Consider the following 16,608-nt stretch of genomic DNA (forward strand, 5'->3'; position numbering starts at 1 on the left):
CACCCGTCTGCGGGTCGGGCCGGAGCCGGCGGGATCAGGGCAGCCGGAGCCGGGGCGGCCGGATCAGGACGGGCCGGGGCCGCGGCGGGTCGGGCGTACCCAGGTCCACACGCACCAGGCGAGCCAGGCCAGCGAGACGGCCACGGCCAGCGGGCGCAGCCGCAGGGCGTTGAGGACGATCACCAGCGCGAGGACGGCCAGCCACGGGCCGAAGCCCCTCACCGGTGCCCGCCCGGCCGACGGTGGCGTAGCGCACACGGGCCGGAAGTCCCTGGTGCGGGGGTGTCCGCGGGGCGGAGGGTGGGGCTGCGGGGCGCGTCGTCCACGGGGCGTCCTGTCCTGGGGGTATGCCGCATCCTGCCACGTCGGGCGGCGGGTCGGCACCCCCTGGCGACGGGTCCGGGCCGACCCTTCCGACCAGGGTGAAGCTGTCAGGAACGACTTGACGGAAGCACCGATCAGGAGGAAGGTATGGCTGCCCTAAGTTGCCTGAGGCAAGCCTTACCACGACACGGAGCACCGATGTTCGCCACGTACCTGATCGGCCTGCGGGAGGGCCTGGAGGCGACGCTCGTCGTCAGCATCCTGGTGGCCTTCCTGGTCAAGTCGCAGCGCCGGGACCGGCTGCCGCAGGTGTGGGCCGGCGTCGGGCTCGCCGTGGCGCTCTCGGTCCTGTTCGGCTGGCTGATCGAGTACACCTCGACCTCGCTGCTGGCCCGCTCCGAGGACCGGGAGCTGTTCGAGGCCGTCACCTCCGTCGCCGCCGTGGTCTTCGTGACCTGGATGATCTTCTGGATGCGTCGGGCCGCCCGGACCATCGCCGGTGAGCTGCGCGGCAAGCTGAGCGAGGCACTCGCGGTCGGGTCGCTCGCGGTGGCCGGGATGGCCTTCCTCGCGGTGGTCCGGGAGGGTCTGGAGACCGCGCTGATCTTCTACTCGGCGGCGCAGAGCGCGACCGGCGGCACCGGCTCCGGGCCGCTGCTGGCCCTGATCGGCGGCATCGCCACCGCCGTCGGGATCGGCTTCCTGCTCTACCGCAGCGCCGTGCGGATCAACCTGTCCACGTTCTTCACCTGGACGGGCGCGCTGCTGATCCTGGTCGCCGCCGGCATCCTCAAGTACGGCGTGCACGACTTCCAGGAGGCCGGGGTGCTGCCCGGCCTGAACGACCTGGCCTTCGACATCACCGGCGTGCTCGACCCCAGCACCTGGTACGCCGCCCTGCTGGCCGGGATGTTCAACGTCACCGCCGCGCCGAGCGTGCTGGAGATGGTCGCCTGGGTCGCGTACGCCGTACCGGTGCTGGTGCTGTTCCTGCGCCGACCGGCCGCCCCGGCGAAGCCCACCCCGGCCCCCGCCGCCGCCGACGCCACGACCACCGCCGCCGACGGACCTACGACCACCGCCGCCGATGGCGACGCCACCGCCGCGCAGGACGGCCCCGCCACCGTGCAGCCGGCCGGGTCGCGGCGCGCCTGATCCACCGCCCTCTGCAAGGAGACAAGCAACGATGCGTACCACCCGTTTCCTGGTGCTCGCCGCCGTCGGCGCACTCGCCGTCACCGGTGTCACCGCCTGCGGTGGCAAGGACGACCAGCCCGACGCCGGCGCCGGCAACACGGTCACGGTGAAGGCCACCGACAGCGTGTGCGAGGTCGACGTCACCGAGCTGGACGCCGGCCAGGCCACCTTCACCGTGACCAACTCCGGCAGCAAGGTCAACGAGTTCTACGTCTACGCCGCCGGTGACCGGGTGATGGGCGAGGTGGAGAACATCGCCCCGGGGCTGAGCCGGGAACTGCGGGTGGAGCTGCCGGCGGGGACGTACGAGACGGCCTGCAAGCCCGGCATGAGCGGCCGGGGCATCCGGGGCGCGCTGAAGGTCAGCGGCACCGCCGCGACGGTGGCCCCGGACGCCGCGCTGACCGAGGCCACCGCCAGCTACCAGCGGTACGTGACCAGCCAGACCGCCGCCCTGCTGACCAAGACCGAGGAGTTCGTCACCGCCGTCAAGGCCGGCGACGTGCCCAAGGCCAAGGCGCTGTACCCGGTGGCCCGCACCTACTGGGAGCGGATCGAGCCGGTCGCGGAGAGCTTCGGCGACCTCGACCCGAAGATCGACGGTCGGGAGGAGGTCATCGAGGAGGGCATGGAGTTCACCGGCTTCCACCGGATCGAGAAGGACCTCTGGACCACCGGCGACATCAGCAAGGACGGTCCGATCGCCGACCGGCTGCTGGTCGACGTCAAGGAGATCGTGAGCCGGGCCAACGCCGAGAAGCTCACCCCGCTCCAGCTCGCCAACGGGGCCAAGGCCCTGCTCGACGAGGTGGCCAGCGGCAAGATCACCGGCGAGGAGGAGCGGTACTCGCACACCGACCTCTGGGACTTCAACGCCAACCTGGAGGGCTCCAAGGCCGCCGTCGCCGCGCTCCGGCCGGCGCTGGAGCAGCGCGCCCCGGAGCTGGTCGCCCAGCTCGACAAGGAGTTCGCCAACGTGGAGGCGGCGCTCGGCAAGCACCGCGACGGCGACGGCTGGAAGCTGCACAACCAGCTGAGCAAGACCGACCTCAAGGAGCTGTCGGACAGCATCAACGCCCTCGCCGAGCCGGTCAGCAAGGTCGCCGCCGCCGTCGCCCGGTGACGACGGGTCAGCACGGCCGTCGTACGGCGGCCGGTCCCTCCCAGGAGAGTCGATGAGCGAGCAGAGCAGCACCGCCGGCCGGGGACGCCGCCGGCTGTCCCGGCGGCGGGCGATCACCCTCGCCGGGGTCGGGGTCGCCGGGGTGGCCGGGGTGGCCGCCGGAGCGGGCGCGCTGACCCGCGACGGCGACCGGGCCGCCGCGTACGACGGGGCCGCCGGTGCGGTGCCGTTCCACGGTGAACACCAGGCCGGGATCACCACCCCGGCGCAGGACCGGCTGCACTTCGTCGCCTTCGACGTGATCACCAAGGACCGGGACCGGCTGGTGGCGATGCTCCAGGAGTGGACGCCCGCCGCCGCCCGGATGACCGGTGGGAAGGACGCCGGGGTGATCGGTGCCGTCGGCGGCATGCCGGAGGCCCCGCCTGACGACACCGGCGAGGCGCTGGGCCTGCCCCCGTCGCAGCTCACCCTGACCGTCGGTTTCGGCGCGACGCTGTTCCGCGACGCGCAGGGCCGGGACCGGTTCGGCATCGCCGGCCGCCGCCCCGCCGCGCTGGCCGACCTGCCGCACTTCGCCGGGGACGCGCTGCGCCCGGAGATCTCCGGCGGCGACCTGTGCGTGCAGGCGTGCGCCAACGACCCGCAGGTGGCCGTGCACGCCATCCGCAACCTGGCCCGGATCGGGATGGGCGTGGTCAGCGTCCGCTGGTCGCAGCTCGGCTTCGGGCGTACCTCGTCGACGTCGCGGGACCAGGCGACCCCGCGTAACCTCTTCGGCTTCAAGGACGGCACCGCCAACCTCAAGGCCGAGGACGCCGGGTTGCTGCGCGAGCAGCTCTGGGCCCAGCCGGAGGACGGCGCGGACTGGATGACCGGCGGGTCCTACCTGGTCACCCGCAAGATCCGGATGCAGATCGAGACCTGGGACCGCAGCTCGCTGGTCGAGCAGGAGCAGATCGTCGGCCGGACCAAGGGCAGTGGTGCGCCGCTGGGCCGCCGCGACGAGTTCGACGAGCCGGACTTCGCCGCGAAGGGCGACGACGGCCAGCCGGTGATCGCCGTGGACTCGCACGTGCGCCTCGCCCACCCCACGCAGAACGACGGTGCCCGGCTGCTGCGCCGGGGCTACAACTACGTCGACGGGTCGGACGGGTTGGGCCGGCTCGACGCCGGGCTGTTCTTCATGGCCTACCAGCGGGACCCGCGCCGGCAGTTCGTGCCGATCCAGACCCGGCTGGCCCGCAACGACGCGATGAACGAGTACCTGCGGCACGTCTCCAGCGGCCTGTTCGCCTGCCCGCCCGGGGTCCGCGACGCCGCCGACTGGTGGGGCCGCACCCTGTTCGGCTGAGCGGCGTGGTTCGGCTGGGCGGCCTACCGGTCAGGCCGGGTGGTCCGGCGACGCCGACCGGAGCACCGGCGCGGCCGGTCGTACCCCGGCCGGGGCCGGCGGGTCGACGGCGGCCGGCGCGACGGCGGGAGTCGCCGGGTCGGGCCAGAGGGAGGCGGTGAGCGCCCGCTGGTGGCGCAGCCGCAGCGAGCCGCGCCTGTTGCGTTCGGCCAGCACCGCCGCCAACAGCAACGGCTCCGGTACGCCGGGCGGCGGCGTCGGTGCGGTCACCGCCGCCACCTCACGCCACAGCTCCCGGGCCAGCCGGCTGCGGTACGGCTCGACGATCTGCTGTCCCCGGGTCAGGTACTGCCGCACCGCCAGGGCCAGCGCGTCGTCCAGCCGGGTCAGGTCCAGGGTGGTGGCCCAGCCGACCAGCGGCGCGACGATCCCCGGGGCCGGCCGCCAGGGGTGCGTGGTGCGGGTGTGCACCACCATCGTGCCGGCCACCAGGTCACCCAGCCGTCGGCCACGCGGGTCGGTCAGCATCACCGCCGCCCCGGCCACCCAGCTCAGCAGCGGCAGCACCAGCCCCGGCCACTCCACGGCCGCGCCGACCAGCGCCCGGGTCAGCGACTGACGCAGCTGCACCGGACCGCCGTCGGCGCTGACCACCCGCAGCCCCACGGCGAGCTTGCCGGGCGTCCGGCCGTGGTTGAGGCGTTCCCAGAGCACCGGGTAGCCGACCACCACCAGCACCAGGCCGAGGGTCTCCAACGCGCCGGTGAGGGCTCGGTCCACCACCTGGTCGGGGAGCACGATCAGCACCAGCGGGGTCAGCGTGAGGGCCAGCAGCGCCGCGCAGAACAGTTGACCGACGATGTCGATCAGCAGCGCCAACACCCGGGAACCGAGCCGTGCCGCCCGGACGTCCAGCGCGACCGCCTCGCCGCTGACCAGCCCCGCGTCCGCCCAGCGCCCCGCCGGGTCGACGCCGGGCGGGACGGTGCCGGCCGGCACCGGTGGTTGCGCGCTCACCCGGACAGTGAACACTATGGTCGCGGGACGGGGGAGGACCAGTGGATCTCGACGCGTACGTCGCCGAGCACGGCCACGAGTGGCGACGGCTGGAGCTGCTCTGCGACCGTCGCCGGCTCGACGTCGACGAGATCGACGAGATGATCGTCCTCTACCAGCGCACCGCCACCCACCTGTCGGCGCTGCGCAGCCGGGCACCCGACCCGGCCCTGGTCAGCCGGCTCTCCCAGCTCGTGCTGCGGGCGCGGGCCCGGATCACCGGCCGGCAGCGGGCCTCCTGGTCGGCCCTCGGGCTGTTCCTCACCGTCGGGTTCCCCGCCGCGGTCTACCGGGCCTGGCCGTGGTGGTGCGCGGTGGCGACCGGGTTCAGCCTGCTCAGCGGCTTCCTCATCTGGTACGTCGCCGGCAACCCGGGCACCGCCGCCGCGTTCATCGGCCCGGACGCCGCCGCCGACCTGGTCGACTCCGGATTCGCCGGCTACTACACCGAGTTCTCCGCCCCGACCTTCGCCTTCCACCTGTGGACCCACAACGCCTGGATCGCCGCCCAGTGCCTCGCCGCGGGGGTGCTCGTCGTGCCGGTGCTCTACCTGCTGTGGCAGAACGCGCTGAACATCGGGGTGGTGGGCGGCGTGATGGTCTCCTACGGCCGCTCCGACGTCTTCTTCGGACTGATCACCCCGCACGGGCTGCTGGAGCTGACCGGGGTCTTCGTGGCCGCCGGGGTCGGGCTGCGTACCGCCTGGGCGTGGATCTCGCCGCCGGAGCACCTGGGCCGGGGCCGGTCGGTCGCCGAGGCGGGCCGGTCGGCGATCCTGGTGGCGGTGGGCCTGGTCGGGCTGTTCGCGGTCTCCGCGCTGCTGGAGGCGTTCGTCACCCCGGCAGCGGTGCCGGTGGCGCTGCGGGTCGGCGTCGGCGCGGCGGTCTGGCTGGGCTTCTTCGCCTACGTGGTGCTGCTCGGCCGGCGGGCGGTCGCCGCCGAACGGGCCCCTGCCGAACGGGTCGACCCGTGGCTGGCCGAACTCTGGCCCAGCACCGACCCGGCCCGGGCCTGGCACCCCACCTCCCGGCCACCCCGCTGACCCGCCCGGGTCAGAGCTGACCGAGGGCCTTGAGCCGGAGGTAGGTGTCGGCCAGGGCCGGGGCGAGCCGGTCCGCCGGGGCGTCCACCACGGTCACGCCGTACCGGCCGAGGGCGGCGCGGACCCGGTCCCGCTCGGCGAGCGCCCGCCAGCCGGCCGCGGCGGCGTAGGCGTCCCCGGGGCGTACCGGCGGGCCGGTGGTCAACGCGGTGAGCACCGGGTCGTGCACGGCCGCCACCACCACCCGGTGCCGGGCGGCCAGCCGGGGCAGCACCGGCAGCAGCCCTTCGGCGAGCGCGCCCGGCTCCAGCGCGGTCAGCAGCACCACCAGGCTGCGCCGCCGGTGCCGGCGCAGGATCTCCGCGACGATCAGGTCGAAGTCGGTCTCCACCAGCGCCGGGTGCACCGGCGCGAGCGCGTCGACCAGCCGGTGCAGCAGGTCCCGTCGTCCGGTGCCGGTGACGGTCGCCCGGATCGTGGCGTCGGCGGCCAGCAGGTCGACCCGGTCCCCGGCGCGGGCGGCCAGCGCGGTCAGCAGCAACGCCGCGTCGATGGCGGCGTCCAGCCGGGGTACGTCGCCGACGCGCACCGCCGAGGTGCGGCCGGTGTCCAGCACGCACACCAACCGCCTGTCGCGCTCCGGCCGCCAGGTGCGGACCAGCACGTCGGAGCGGCGGGCGCTGGCCCGCCAGTCGATGGAGCGCACGTCGTCGCCGACGACGTACTCGCGCAGGGTGTCGAACTCGGTGCCCTGGCCCCGGCCCCGGGTGACCTGGGTGCCGTCGATGACCCGCAGCCGGGACAGCTTCTCCGGCAGGTGCCGCCGGGAGTCGAACCGGGGCAGCACGCGCAGCGTCCAGCCGGGGGTGGCGGGCCGCCCGGCCCGCTGCCGGAACGCCAACCCGAGCGGCCCGAACGAACGCACCGTCACCGTCACCGCCGGCCGGTCGCCGCGCCGGGTGGGGGTGAGCCGGTTGGGCAGCACCAGCACGCCGCCCGGTCCGACCCGGGACACCCGGTCCGGGGGTACGTCCGGGCGGGCCCCCGCCGACGGCACCCACCCGTCGCGCACCTGGGCGTGCAGCGTACGGCCGGAGGTGTTGGCCAGGCGCAGCGTGACGGTAGCGCGGTGGCCGAGCCGGACGGTCCGGTCGCCCTCCCGGTCGACGGTGAGCCCGTGCAGCGGGGCGGCGAGCGCCCAGTCCACGGCGGTGAGCAGCAGCACGACGGCGGTCATCACGGCGACGGCGGGCACCGGGTCCGGCCAGAACGGCAGGGTGGGTACGCCCGCCAGCAGCAGGACGGCCGCCCGCCAGGTCATCGCGGGGTCGGCACGGTGGCCAGCACCGTGTCCAGCACCGCGTCGACGCCGACCCCCTCCAGTTCCACCTCGGGGCGCAGCCGCAGCCGGTGCCGCAGCGTCGGCCGGGCGGTGGCCTTCACGTCGTCGGGGGTGACGTGGTCGCGGCCGGCCAGCCAGGCCCACGCCTTCGCCGTGCTGAGCAGCCCGGTGGACCCACGGGGTGAGGCGCCCAGCTCCAGCGCCGGGGTGACCCGGGTGGCCCGGCACAGGTCCACGATGTAGGCGAGTACCGGCTCGGCCACGTGCACCCGACCGACGGCCTCCCGGGCGGCGGCGAGGTCGGCGGCGTCGGCCACCGGGCGTACGCCGGCCGCGCCGAGGTCACGCGGGTCGAACCCGGCGTGGTGGGCGCGCAGCACCCCCAGTTCCTCGTCCCGGTTGGGCAGCGGCACGGTCAGCTTGAGCAGGAACCGGTCGAGCTGCGCCTCGGGCAACGGGTAGGTGCCCTCGTACTCGACGGGGTTCTGGGTGGCGGCCACGATGAACGGGTCCGGCAGCGGCCGGCGGGCACCCTCGACCGACACCTGGCGCTCCTCCATCACCTCCAGCAGCGCCGACTGGGTCTTCGGTGGCGTCCGGTTGATCTCGTCGGCGAGCAGCAGGTTGGTGAAGACCGGCCCCTCCCGGAAGGTGAACGCGGCGGTACGCGGGTCGAAGATCAACGAACCGGTGACGTCACCGGGCATCAGGTCGGGGGTGAACTGGACCCGCTTGGAGTCCAGGTCCAGTGCGGTGGCGACGGTACGGATCAGCAGCGTCTTCGCCACCCCGGGCACCCCCTCCAGCAGGACGTGGCCCCGGCACAGCAGCGCGATCACCAGGCCGGTGACCACCGAGTCCTGACCGACGACCGCCTTGGCCACCTCGGTGCGCAGCCGGTGCAGGGCGGCCCGGGCGTCGTCCGGGCCGGCCGTGGGCTCGGCGGTGGTGGCGGGTCGGGTCACCGGGGGTCTCCTTCGGTCGGACGGCCGGGCGCTGCCGCCACGGTACGGGTCAGCCGCTCCAGCGACCGGGCCAGCTCCAGCAGTTCGGTGTCGGTCTGCGGGGCCGCGCCGAAGAGCAGCTCGTGGATCTGCTCCGGGGTGCCGCCGGCCGGTCCGGCCACCCGGGCCGCCACCTCCGCCGGCCCGAGCGTCGCGGGCAGGTCGAGCCGGCCGCGCAGCCGCCCCAACGCGGCGGTACGCAGGGTCGCGGCGGCCGGGCCCCGGGCGCGGGCCCGCTGGTAGAGCCGGGCCCGACCGAGCACGGTCTCGGCGGAGCGGACCTCGACCGGCAGCGGCTCGGTCACCGGCGGGCCGAGCCGGCGGGCCCGCCACAGCACGATCAGCAGGGCGACCAGGGCGAGCTGGAGCAGTAGCGCCCAGAACCAGGGCGGGAAGGCGTCCAGCAGCGGATGGTCGTCAGGTGGTGGGGGACCGGCCGAGTCGGGGGCGTCCCCCGAACCGTCGCCGTCACCGGTGGCGGTGCCGGGGCCACCCGGACCGGCCTCGCCGCTGCCGTCGCCGTCGTACCCGGTGGACCCGCCGGGGGTGGGCGACCAGGCGGGCTCGCCGGTGCCGCCGGGCCGGCCGAACGTCGGCGCCGGTGCCGGGCCGTCCAGGTCCAGCCAGACCACCCGCCCGTGGACGCCGAGCAGGCCGGTGGCGAGCGCCTCGTTGCCGTGCTCGGCGATCCGGTCGTTGCGGAACGGGTCGCTGGCACCGATCACCACCACCTCGGCCCGGCCGGGCAGCCGGACCAGGCCGTCGGCGTAGCAACGGTCGAGGGCGGTCGCGGTGCCGGGCACGGCGGCGTACCGCTGGAGCCCGGCGGCGGCGACCCCGGCCCGGGTCGCCTCGGGCACCGCGCAGGGCCGGCCGCCGGCCTCCGGGCCGACCGCCCGGGTGGCCCAGCGGCGGTCGGTCGGCACCAGCGGCAGGCCGGCGGATTCGAGCACCCGGCGGGACGGGTCGACGAGGACCAGCCGTCGGCCGGCGGGCAGCTCGCCCAGCGCGCCGAGGGTGTCCGGGTGCAGCAGCTCCGCCGCCGGGACGAAGAGGGTGGCCGGGCCACGGTCGAGGCCGAGCAGGGCCGGCAGCAGGTCGGTCTCCCGCGCGACGGTGACCCCCCGGGCGCGCAGCGCGTCGGCGAGGCGGCTGCCCCCGTCGTCGTCGGTGGCGACGGGGGAGAGGAAGCCGGGGTCGCCCGGGTCGGGCTGGTCCACCTCGTGGGCGGCGATCGTGCCGGCGAGCAGGGCGGCGGCCAGCGCCAACGGCACGAGCACCCGGTGCCGGCGGCGTCGCCGCCGCACGGACGCGGCCGGTGGCGGGCCGCCCGCGGCCGGCGGGGCCGGCGGCGGGCCGCCGACCGTGGCGGTGGCGGGGCCGGTCACCTGGTGTCCCCGTCCGGTGGTGGGGCGGCCAGCGCCCGGTCCAGGTCGTCGGCGAGTTCCCGCATCCGCCGGTCGTGGTCGGCGGCGGCCGGGCGCTGGGCGTACCACAGCTCGGCGAAGAGGGCCCCGGCGGCGCGCAGCGGCGGATCGACCGGGGGCCGGGCGCGGGCCGCCGCGTCGGTCAGTTCGGTGACGGTCATCCCGGCCCGGGGGGCCACCGCGCCGACCGCGACCAGCCGGCGGACCATGGCGCGCAGCCGCTCGCGGACGGCTTCGGCGTACCGGCCCTCGGCCGCCAGCCGGTCGGCCAGGGAACGCGCGGCGTCGGCCGGGAGGTCGTCGTCGGCGGTACGGGGGCGGGGCAGCGCCACCGCGACCTCGACCGGCCCGTCGGCCGTCCGGCGTCGCCGCCGGGGCAGCCGCCACCGGGGCCACCGGAGGCGGGGCAGTCGCAGCCGGGGCAGCCGGCGGGGCACCCAGGCCGGGAAGTGGTACCAGGCGAGCGCCACCACCCCGGCCAGCAGCACCACCAGCAGCGCCGCGAGCGGCAGCGGCAGCACGTCGCCGAGCGCGGCGACGGCCTCCGTCCACCACCGGCTCACCGGTCGACCGCCGGCAGGCCGGCCGCGACGAGCCCCACGGGGGTACGGGCGAGCTGGATGTCCAGCCCCTCGGTGCGCATCCGGCCGTCCAGGTGGATCACCGCGTCCAGGCAGGCCAGGGCGGGGTAGGCGACGCTGTTCACCGCACCCCAGGCGAGCATGGCGGCGGCGGCCCGTACGCCCGGGTCGGCCAGGTCGACCAGGTGCAGCGACTCGACGCCGAAGAAGAGGCCGAGGGCCAGGCCGACCCGCAGCACCCACCAGCCGAGGTAGCCCAGCAGCCGGACGGCGGCGGCCCGGCCCCGTGCCGCGACGCGGGCCGCCCGGGGCACCGCCGCCACCCCGGGCACCCGGTCCAGCACCACCGCGGCAGCGACCGAGCCGAGCAGCCCGTAGCCGACCAACCAGGCCGGGCCGAGCAGCGCCGCGATCAGCATCAGCAGGCCCACCGCCGGGGCGAGCAGCAGGGTGACGCCCCAGCGGGCACCGGCCGGGCGGAGCAGTTCCGTCACCGTGGCCCGGCGGCCGAGCAGCGCCGTGCCGGCCGCCCGCGCGGCCGGGTTGCCGAGCAGCAGGATGATCACCGCCTCGGCGGCGGCGCCCACCGCGAGCAGTTGCCACCACAGCGGGAACACCCCGCTGTCGCTCCACCAGACCGGGGGCAGCGCGTCGGCGAGCCGGCGCAGTGGATACAGCAGCAGTTGTTCACCGGCGGCGAGCAGGACGCCCAGCGGGACCAGCACCCGGCCCTGGTCGCGCAGCAGCAGGACGGCGGAGTCGAGCAGTTCGCCGACGGTGAGCGGACGCCGGGGAAGCACGGCGGTCGGGCCGACGTCGGGCACGCGTACTCCTGCGGATGGTGGCTGGCGGGCGGCGACCTGCCCGGGGATCATGGTGACACGGGACGACCGGTGGGGCGGACCCACCGTGCGGCTCACGCGATGCGGTCATCGGGGGAGATATCGCGCGTGGGACGTGCGGAGGTACCTCGTCCGGCAGTACCGTGCCATCCAGACGCCGATCCCACCAACTGAACGGGGATGGAAACATAAACCCCATGAGAGCCCGGGTACTGGTGGTCGACGACGACCCCGCGCTCGCCGAGATGCTCGGCATCGTCCTGCGCAGCGAGGGTTTCCTGCCCTCCTTCGTCGCCGACGGGGAACGGGCGTTGGCCGCGTTCCGGGACAGCCGCCCCGATATCGTGCTGCTCGACCTGATGCTGCCCGGAATGAGCGGCATCGACGTGGCACGGGCGATCCGCGGCGAATCAGGCGTGCCGATCGTCATGCTGACCGCCAAGAGCGACACCGTCGACGTGGTGCTCGGCCTGGAGTCCGGTGCCGACGACTACGTGGTCAAGCCGTTCAAGCCCAAGGAACTGGTGGCCCGGATGCGGGCCCGGCTGCGCCGGGGCGAGGACGTAGCACCGGAGATGCTGACCATCGGCCCGCCCGGCAACCAGATCACCATCGACGTGCCGGCGCACACCGTCAGCCGCGACGGCGAGGAGGTGAAGCTGACGCCGCTGGAGTTCGACCTGCTGGTCGCGCTCGCCCGCAAGCCGCGTCAGGTCTTCACCCGGGAGGTCCTGCTGGAGCAGGTCTGGGGCTACCGGCACGCGGCGGACACCCGGCTGGTCAACGTGCACGTGCAGCGGCTGCGCGCCAAGATCGAGCCGGATCCGGAGCGGCCGGAAATCATCCTGACCGTGCGGGGCGTGGGCTACAAGGCGGGTACCGGATAGCCTGGGTCGCACCGTGACCAGTGCACCCGACCCGACCCCCGAGCACACCGCCGGCTGGCGTCCCGCCGCGCGGGCGTTGCGGCGCGTGCTGGTGGGCCGTGCGCTGCGGGTGACCGCCGGCCTGCGCCAGACCTGGCGACGGTCGTTGCAGGTCCGGGTGGTGACCATCACGCTGGTGGTGTCCAGCCTGCTGGTCGGCGGCTTCGCCTACCTCATCGCCGACAAGATCACCGCCATCCTGCTCGACAACGCCGAGACCGACGTGCTGCTGCGGCTGCGCAACGGCAGCGACTACTCGGCCAAGCAGTTCTTCCTCTACAGCCAGCCGCAGGAGGCGCAGCTCCAGGACACCATCGAGGGCACGGTCAACTACCTGGCCGGGGGTGACCCGCAGCAGACCAGCGGGGTGGTGGTCGCGATCACCGCCGACAACTACGCCGGCATCATCGAGACCCGCACCTCACCGGCGATGGACGTGCGCCCGCTGGTCAGCCGGGAGCTGCGGGCCGCCGTCGCCGACGGCAAGGTGGCCCACCAGATCCGCACCGGACGCCTCGCCGGCGAACGGACGAAGTACCTGGTCTACGGCTCCCCGGTGCCGACCCGCTTCGGCCAGCTGGAGCTGTATTACCTCGTCCCGCTCAACCGGCAGGACGCCACCGCCGCCGACGCGCGGGCCACCGTGCTGGCCACCGGGGTGGCCCTGGTGCTGCTGCTGGGCCTGCTCGCCGCCCTGGTCACCCGGTTGGTGGTGACTCCGGTGCGGGTCGCCGCACGCACCGCCCAACGGCTCTCCGCCGGCCTGCTCGACCAGCGGATGGTGGTCGACGGCGAGGACGACCTCGCCCTGCTCGCCGCCTCGTTCAACCAGATGGCGACCAACCTGCAACGGCAGATCCTCCGCCTGGAGGAGATGTCCCGCCTGCAACGCCGGTTCACCTCCGACGTGTCGCACGAACTGCGGACCCCGCTGACCACCGTCCGGATGGCCGCCGACCTGATCTTCGCCGAGCGCGACGAGTTCGACCCGGCGGTGGCGCGCAGCGCCGAGCTGCTCCAGGCGGAGCTGGACCGGTTCGAGGAGCTGCTCACCGACCTGCTGGAGATCAGCCGCTTCGACGCCGGTTTCGCCATGCTCGACTCCGAGCCGACCGACCTGGTGCCGGTGGTGCACCGGGTCGCCGACCGCCTCGCCGGGCTGGCCGAACGGGTCGGCGTCACCATCGAGCTGGCCGTGCCGACCACCCCGGTCATCGCCGAGGTGGACCCGCGCCGGGTCGAGCGGGTGCTGCGCAACCTGGTCGGCAACGCGGTGGAGCACGGCGAGGCGAAGCCGGTGGTGATCACCCTCGGCGTCGACCAGACCGCCGTCGCGGTCACCGTCCGCGACCACGGCGTCGGGCTCAAGCCGGGCGAGGAGAAGCTGGTCTTCAACCGGTTCTGGCGGGCCGACCCGTCCCGGGCCCGGCAGACCGGCGGTACGGGGCTGGGCCTGTCGATCAGCCTGGAGGACGCCCGGCTGCACGGCGGCTGGCTGGAGGCGTGGGGTGCTCCCGGGCAGGGCGCCCAGTTCCGGCTCACCCTGCCGGTCCGCTCCGGGGACCGGCTCACCACCTCACCGCTGCGGCTGGTGCCCGCCGACGCCACCCTGCCGTTCGGTGGCCCCCGCGACGGCGACCTGCTGGCCATCGGACCGGCCGGCGGGGGTGTGCTGGCCATCGGCCCCGGGTCCGCCACCGGTGCCGACGAGCGGGCGGAGGTCCGGTCGTGAGCCGGCTGCGCGGCCTGGCCGGGCTGCTCTGCGCCGGGCTGCTGGCCGCCGTGGCCGGCTGCGGCATCCCCGACCACACCGACGTGCAGGTGGACGGCTCCGGGCCGGCCGCGTCGGCGGGCTCGTCCAGCTTCGGTCGCGGCGAGCCGCCCACCCGGACGGCCAGCGGCGCCGACCGGGAGACGTTCGTCCGCAACTTCCTGGCCGCCGCGGCCGGCGAGCCCGAGCGGGCGTACGCCCGGGTCAAGCAGTTCATCGCCCGGGAGGACCGCAGCCGGCTCGCCGAGAAGCAGGGCAGCGAGGTCGCGATCAACGTGGTCCGGCTGATCGAGAATCCGGTGATCACCGAGAACGCCAGTGGCCTGCTCACCGTCCGGGTGCCGGTGCAGCAGGTGGGGGTGCTGCGGGCCAACGGGGTGCTCGGCCCGCCGGTGGTGACCGACACCGAGTACCAGTTCTCGCTGCGCGGCTCCGCCGAGCCGGGCCAGGAGGGCACCGAGGCCGGCGGCTACTACGTCACCGATCCGCCCTCCGTGCTGCTGCTCGACACGCTGTCCCTGCGGGACTACTACCAGACCCGGACGGTCTACTTCTGGAACTCCGACGCCACCCGGCTGGTCGCCGACCAGCGCTACCTGCCGCTGGCCGTGCCGGCCGAGCGGCTGGTCAGCGAGGCGGTCAAGTGGCTGATCGCCGGGCCGTCGGAGTGGCTGCGGCAGGGGGTGAGCGGCCTGCCGGACCGCACCGCCCTGATCAACAACGCCGTCAAGACCGACGGCCGGTGGGAGGTCAACCTCGACCTGCCCGGCGACGACCGGCGCAAGCTGGAGAAGCTCGGCATCCAGTTGGCCTGGTCGCTGTCCGACCTGGACGGGCCGCTCCAGCTCACCACCCGCAACCAGTCCCGGGTGACCATCGACGACCTCGCCGCGCACCGCCTGGCCAACCCGGTCTACCCGCTCACGCAGGGGCCGCAGCGGTTCACCGTCTACGCCGGGGCGATCCACCCGCTCGCCTTCGAGGCCGAGGCGATCGGCACCGTGCCGATCCGCACCGAGGACAACCACGACGTCGTCTCGGCCGCCGTGCGGCGGACCGCCGAGAAGACCCTCGCCGCCCTGGTCACCGCCGCCCCAGGCGGTCGGCAGCGGCTGGTCACCGGGTCGGGGGTGGCACCGGTGCAGGTGATGACCCCGGCGACGCAGACCTTCGCGGCGATCGGCCGGCCGGTCTGGCTGCGTCCGCTCGGTGCGGCCCAGCCGTACGGGCTGGTGGTGGCCGACGGGCGGCTCTACCGGTTCGACGACCGGGCCCGGATGGTGCCGGTGCCGGTGGGCATGGCGGGTCCGGTCAGCGCGGTGGCCGCCTCGCTGGACGGACACCGGATCGCGCTGATCGTCGGTGGGCGGCTCTGTCTCAGCACGGCCAGCCTCGACGGCGGGGTGGTCTCGCTCGGCCCGGTACGCCATGTCGCCACCACGCTGACCGACCTGTCGGCGGTGGACTGGGCGCAGGAGAACGCGCTGGCCGTGGCCGGTTCCACCAACCGTTCCGCCGTGTACGAGGTGGGCGTGGACGGAGTGCAGCAGACTCCCCTCGTCACCGACGTGGGCGCGCGGGTGACCCACCTGGCGGTGTACCCGGGCAACCCGACGTACGTGCTGCCGACGGTGATGATGATGTACGAGGCCAACGGGGTCTCCTACCGCTTCCGCTCGTCGTCGGCGGAGACGATCCGGGGCGAGCAGGTGCTCGACGTGCCGCCTCCGCCCGCCGGTGGCCGGGCGGGCAGCCCGACCGCGCCGTTCTTCCTGTTCTGAGCACGCCGTGCCGGACGTGGGCGGGCTCTGGGCCGACCTGAGCGATCTGGTCTTCCCGACCGGGTGCGCGGGGTGCGGCCGGCGGGACGCGCGCCTGCGGCAGGGCTGCTGCCCGCAGTGCGTACGCGGGCTCACCGCGCTGCGCCCGGTACCGGCGCGCCCCACCCCGGCCCCGCCCGACCTGCCCCCGTGCCACGCCCTCGGCCCGTACGCGGGGCCGCTGCGGGAGGCGCTGCTGGCGTACAAGGAACGGGGTCGGCACGGGCTGGCCCGGCCGTTGGGCGGGTTGCTGGCGGAGGTGGTGGCGGCCTCGGTGGGCGAGGCCCGGCCGGTGCTGCTGGTGCCGGTGCCGGACCGGGCGGCGGCGGCTCGGGAGCGCTACGGCGACCACCTGACCCGGTTGGCCCGGCACGCGGCGATCCGGTTGCGGCGGGCCGGCTGGGACGTGCGGACGGCGGTGCCGGTGCGGGCGTTGCCCCGGCCGGATTCGGTGGAGCTGGACCGGGCGGGGCGGGCCGCGGCGGCCCGGTCGGCGTTCCGGCTGCGACCCGGTTGGGCCGGGCGGGGTGCCGGTGGCCGGGCGGTGGTGGTGCTGGACGACATCCTGACCACCGGGGCGACCCTGGCGGCGGTGAGTCGGACTTTGCGTGCGGCGGGAATGACGCCATACGGCGCGGCCGTGCTGGGTGCAACGCAAAAACGGCGGTGATGGTGACGCTTCGTGTTTCCGTTTCACCCCATGGTGTTGCTTGCTGTTAATTCTCTGAGGGTTTCCCGCAACCGGGGGTGACTGTCGCCCGTACAGGAGTTAGCGTTTTCGTGTCGGGGGTAGGAAGG

General features: G+C 74.9%; 15 protein-coding genes. 8 read left to right on the forward strand and 7 right to left on the reverse strand.

Annotated elements, in window-relative coordinates:
* Positions 1 to 63: 63 nt before the first annotated feature.
* Positions 64 to 222, reverse strand: a complete 159-nt coding sequence (locus tag ACN268_RS26895) for a hypothetical protein (RefSeq protein ID WP_204928231.1) — start codon at positions 220 to 222, stop codon at positions 64 to 66.
* Between the two features lie 300 nt (positions 223 to 522).
* Between ACN268_RS26895 and efeU the strand changes: the two genes are divergently transcribed.
* From efeU to efeB, 3 genes are read left to right on the forward strand one after another with little or no spacing between them, the layout of a single operon-like run.
* Positions 523 to 1,479, forward strand: a complete 957-nt coding sequence (efeU, locus tag ACN268_RS26900) for an iron uptake transporter permease EfeU (RefSeq protein ID WP_421485690.1) — start codon at positions 523 to 525, stop codon at positions 1,477 to 1,479.
* A 31-nt stretch (positions 1,480 to 1,510) separates the two neighbouring features.
* Positions 1,511 to 2,644, forward strand: a complete 1,134-nt coding sequence (gene efeO, locus ACN268_RS26905) for an iron uptake system protein EfeO (RefSeq protein ID WP_421485692.1) — start codon at positions 1,511 to 1,513, stop codon at positions 2,642 to 2,644.
* A gap of 52 nt (positions 2,645 to 2,696) precedes the next feature.
* Positions 2,697 to 3,998 carry an iron uptake transporter deferrochelatase/peroxidase subunit gene (efeB, locus tag ACN268_RS26910; RefSeq protein ID WP_421485694.1) on the forward strand — a complete coding sequence of 434 codons (1,302 nt, stop codon included), beginning with the start codon at positions 2,697 to 2,699 and terminating at the stop codon, positions 3,996 to 3,998.
* Positions 3,999 to 4,028: 30 nt separating this feature from the next.
* Here efeB and ACN268_RS26915 read toward each other — a convergent pair whose 3' ends face one another.
* Positions 4,029 to 5,015: an RDD family protein gene (locus tag ACN268_RS26915; RefSeq protein ID WP_421485695.1), complete on the reverse strand. Its 987-nt coding sequence runs from the start codon at positions 5,013 to 5,015 to the stop codon at positions 4,029 to 4,031.
* 41 nt (positions 5,016 to 5,056) lie between these two features.
* Between ACN268_RS26915 and ACN268_RS26920 the strand changes: the two genes are divergently transcribed.
* Entirely contained in the window at positions 5,057 to 6,097 is a 1,041-nt protein-coding gene (locus tag ACN268_RS26920; protein ID WP_421485697.1) for a stage II sporulation protein M, read from the forward strand.
* 10 nt (positions 6,098 to 6,107) lie between these two features.
* Here ACN268_RS26920 and ACN268_RS26925 read toward each other — a convergent pair whose 3' ends face one another.
* From ACN268_RS26925 to ACN268_RS26945, 5 genes are read right to left on the reverse strand one after another with little or no spacing between them, the layout of a single operon-like run.
* Positions 6,108 to 7,418 (reverse strand): DUF58 domain-containing protein, encoded by a 1,311-nt coding sequence (locus ACN268_RS26925; RefSeq protein WP_421485698.1) that lies wholly within the window; start codon positions 7,416 to 7,418, stop codon positions 6,108 to 6,110.
* A complete protein-coding gene (locus ACN268_RS26930; protein WP_204928226.1) occupies positions 7,415 to 8,404 on the reverse strand; it encodes an AAA family ATPase in 990 nt (329 codons plus the stop codon). The genes ACN268_RS26925 and ACN268_RS26930 overlap by 4 nt, the downstream gene beginning before the upstream one ends.
* A complete protein-coding gene (locus ACN268_RS26935; RefSeq protein ID WP_421485700.1) occupies positions 8,401 to 9,831 on the reverse strand; it encodes a DUF4350 domain-containing protein in 1,431 nt (476 codons plus the stop codon). The genes ACN268_RS26930 and ACN268_RS26935 overlap by 4 nt, the downstream gene beginning before the upstream one ends.
* The gene (locus tag ACN268_RS26940; protein WP_421485702.1) at positions 9,828 to 10,433 is read right to left on the reverse strand and encodes a DUF4129 domain-containing protein; all 606 of its coding nucleotides are present in this window, start codon (positions 10,431 to 10,433) and stop codon (positions 9,828 to 9,830) included. Before ACN268_RS26940 ends, ACN268_RS26935 begins: the two co-directional genes overlap by 4 nt.
* A complete protein-coding gene (locus ACN268_RS26945; protein WP_421485704.1) occupies positions 10,430 to 11,275 on the reverse strand; it encodes a hypothetical protein in 846 nt (281 codons plus the stop codon). Before ACN268_RS26945 ends, ACN268_RS26940 begins: the two co-directional genes overlap by 4 nt.
* A gap of 215 nt (positions 11,276 to 11,490) precedes the next feature.
* Between ACN268_RS26945 and mtrA the strand changes: the two genes are divergently transcribed.
* Genes mtrA through ACN268_RS26965 form a run of 4 tightly spaced genes read left to right on the forward strand, consistent with a single transcriptional unit; the run spans position 11,491 to position 16,480 of the window.
* Positions 11,491 to 12,180, forward strand: a complete 690-nt coding sequence (gene mtrA, locus ACN268_RS26950) for an MtrAB system response regulator MtrA (protein ID WP_067306208.1) — start codon at positions 11,491 to 11,493, stop codon at positions 12,178 to 12,180.
* A gap of 13 nt (positions 12,181 to 12,193) precedes the next feature.
* Positions 12,194 to 13,951, forward strand: a complete 1,758-nt coding sequence (gene mtrB, locus ACN268_RS26955; protein ID WP_421485706.1) for an MtrAB system histidine kinase MtrB — start codon at positions 12,194 to 12,196, stop codon at positions 13,949 to 13,951.
* A complete protein-coding gene (locus ACN268_RS26960) occupies positions 13,948 to 15,771 on the forward strand; it encodes an LpqB family beta-propeller domain-containing protein (protein WP_421485708.1) in 1,824 nt (607 codons plus the stop codon). The genes mtrB and ACN268_RS26960 overlap by 4 nt, the downstream gene beginning before the upstream one ends.
* Before the next feature lie 7 nt (positions 15,772 to 15,778).
* Positions 15,779 to 16,480 carry a ComF family protein gene (locus ACN268_RS26965; protein WP_421485710.1) on the forward strand — a complete coding sequence of 234 codons (702 nt, stop codon included), beginning with the start codon at positions 15,779 to 15,781 and terminating at the stop codon, positions 16,478 to 16,480.
* Positions 16,481 to 16,608 lie beyond the last annotated feature (128 nt).

The organism is Micromonospora sp. WMMD735 (assembly GCF_049178995.1).
GTDB lineage: Bacteria > Actinomycetota > Actinomycetes > Mycobacteriales > Micromonosporaceae > Micromonospora > Micromonospora wenchangensis.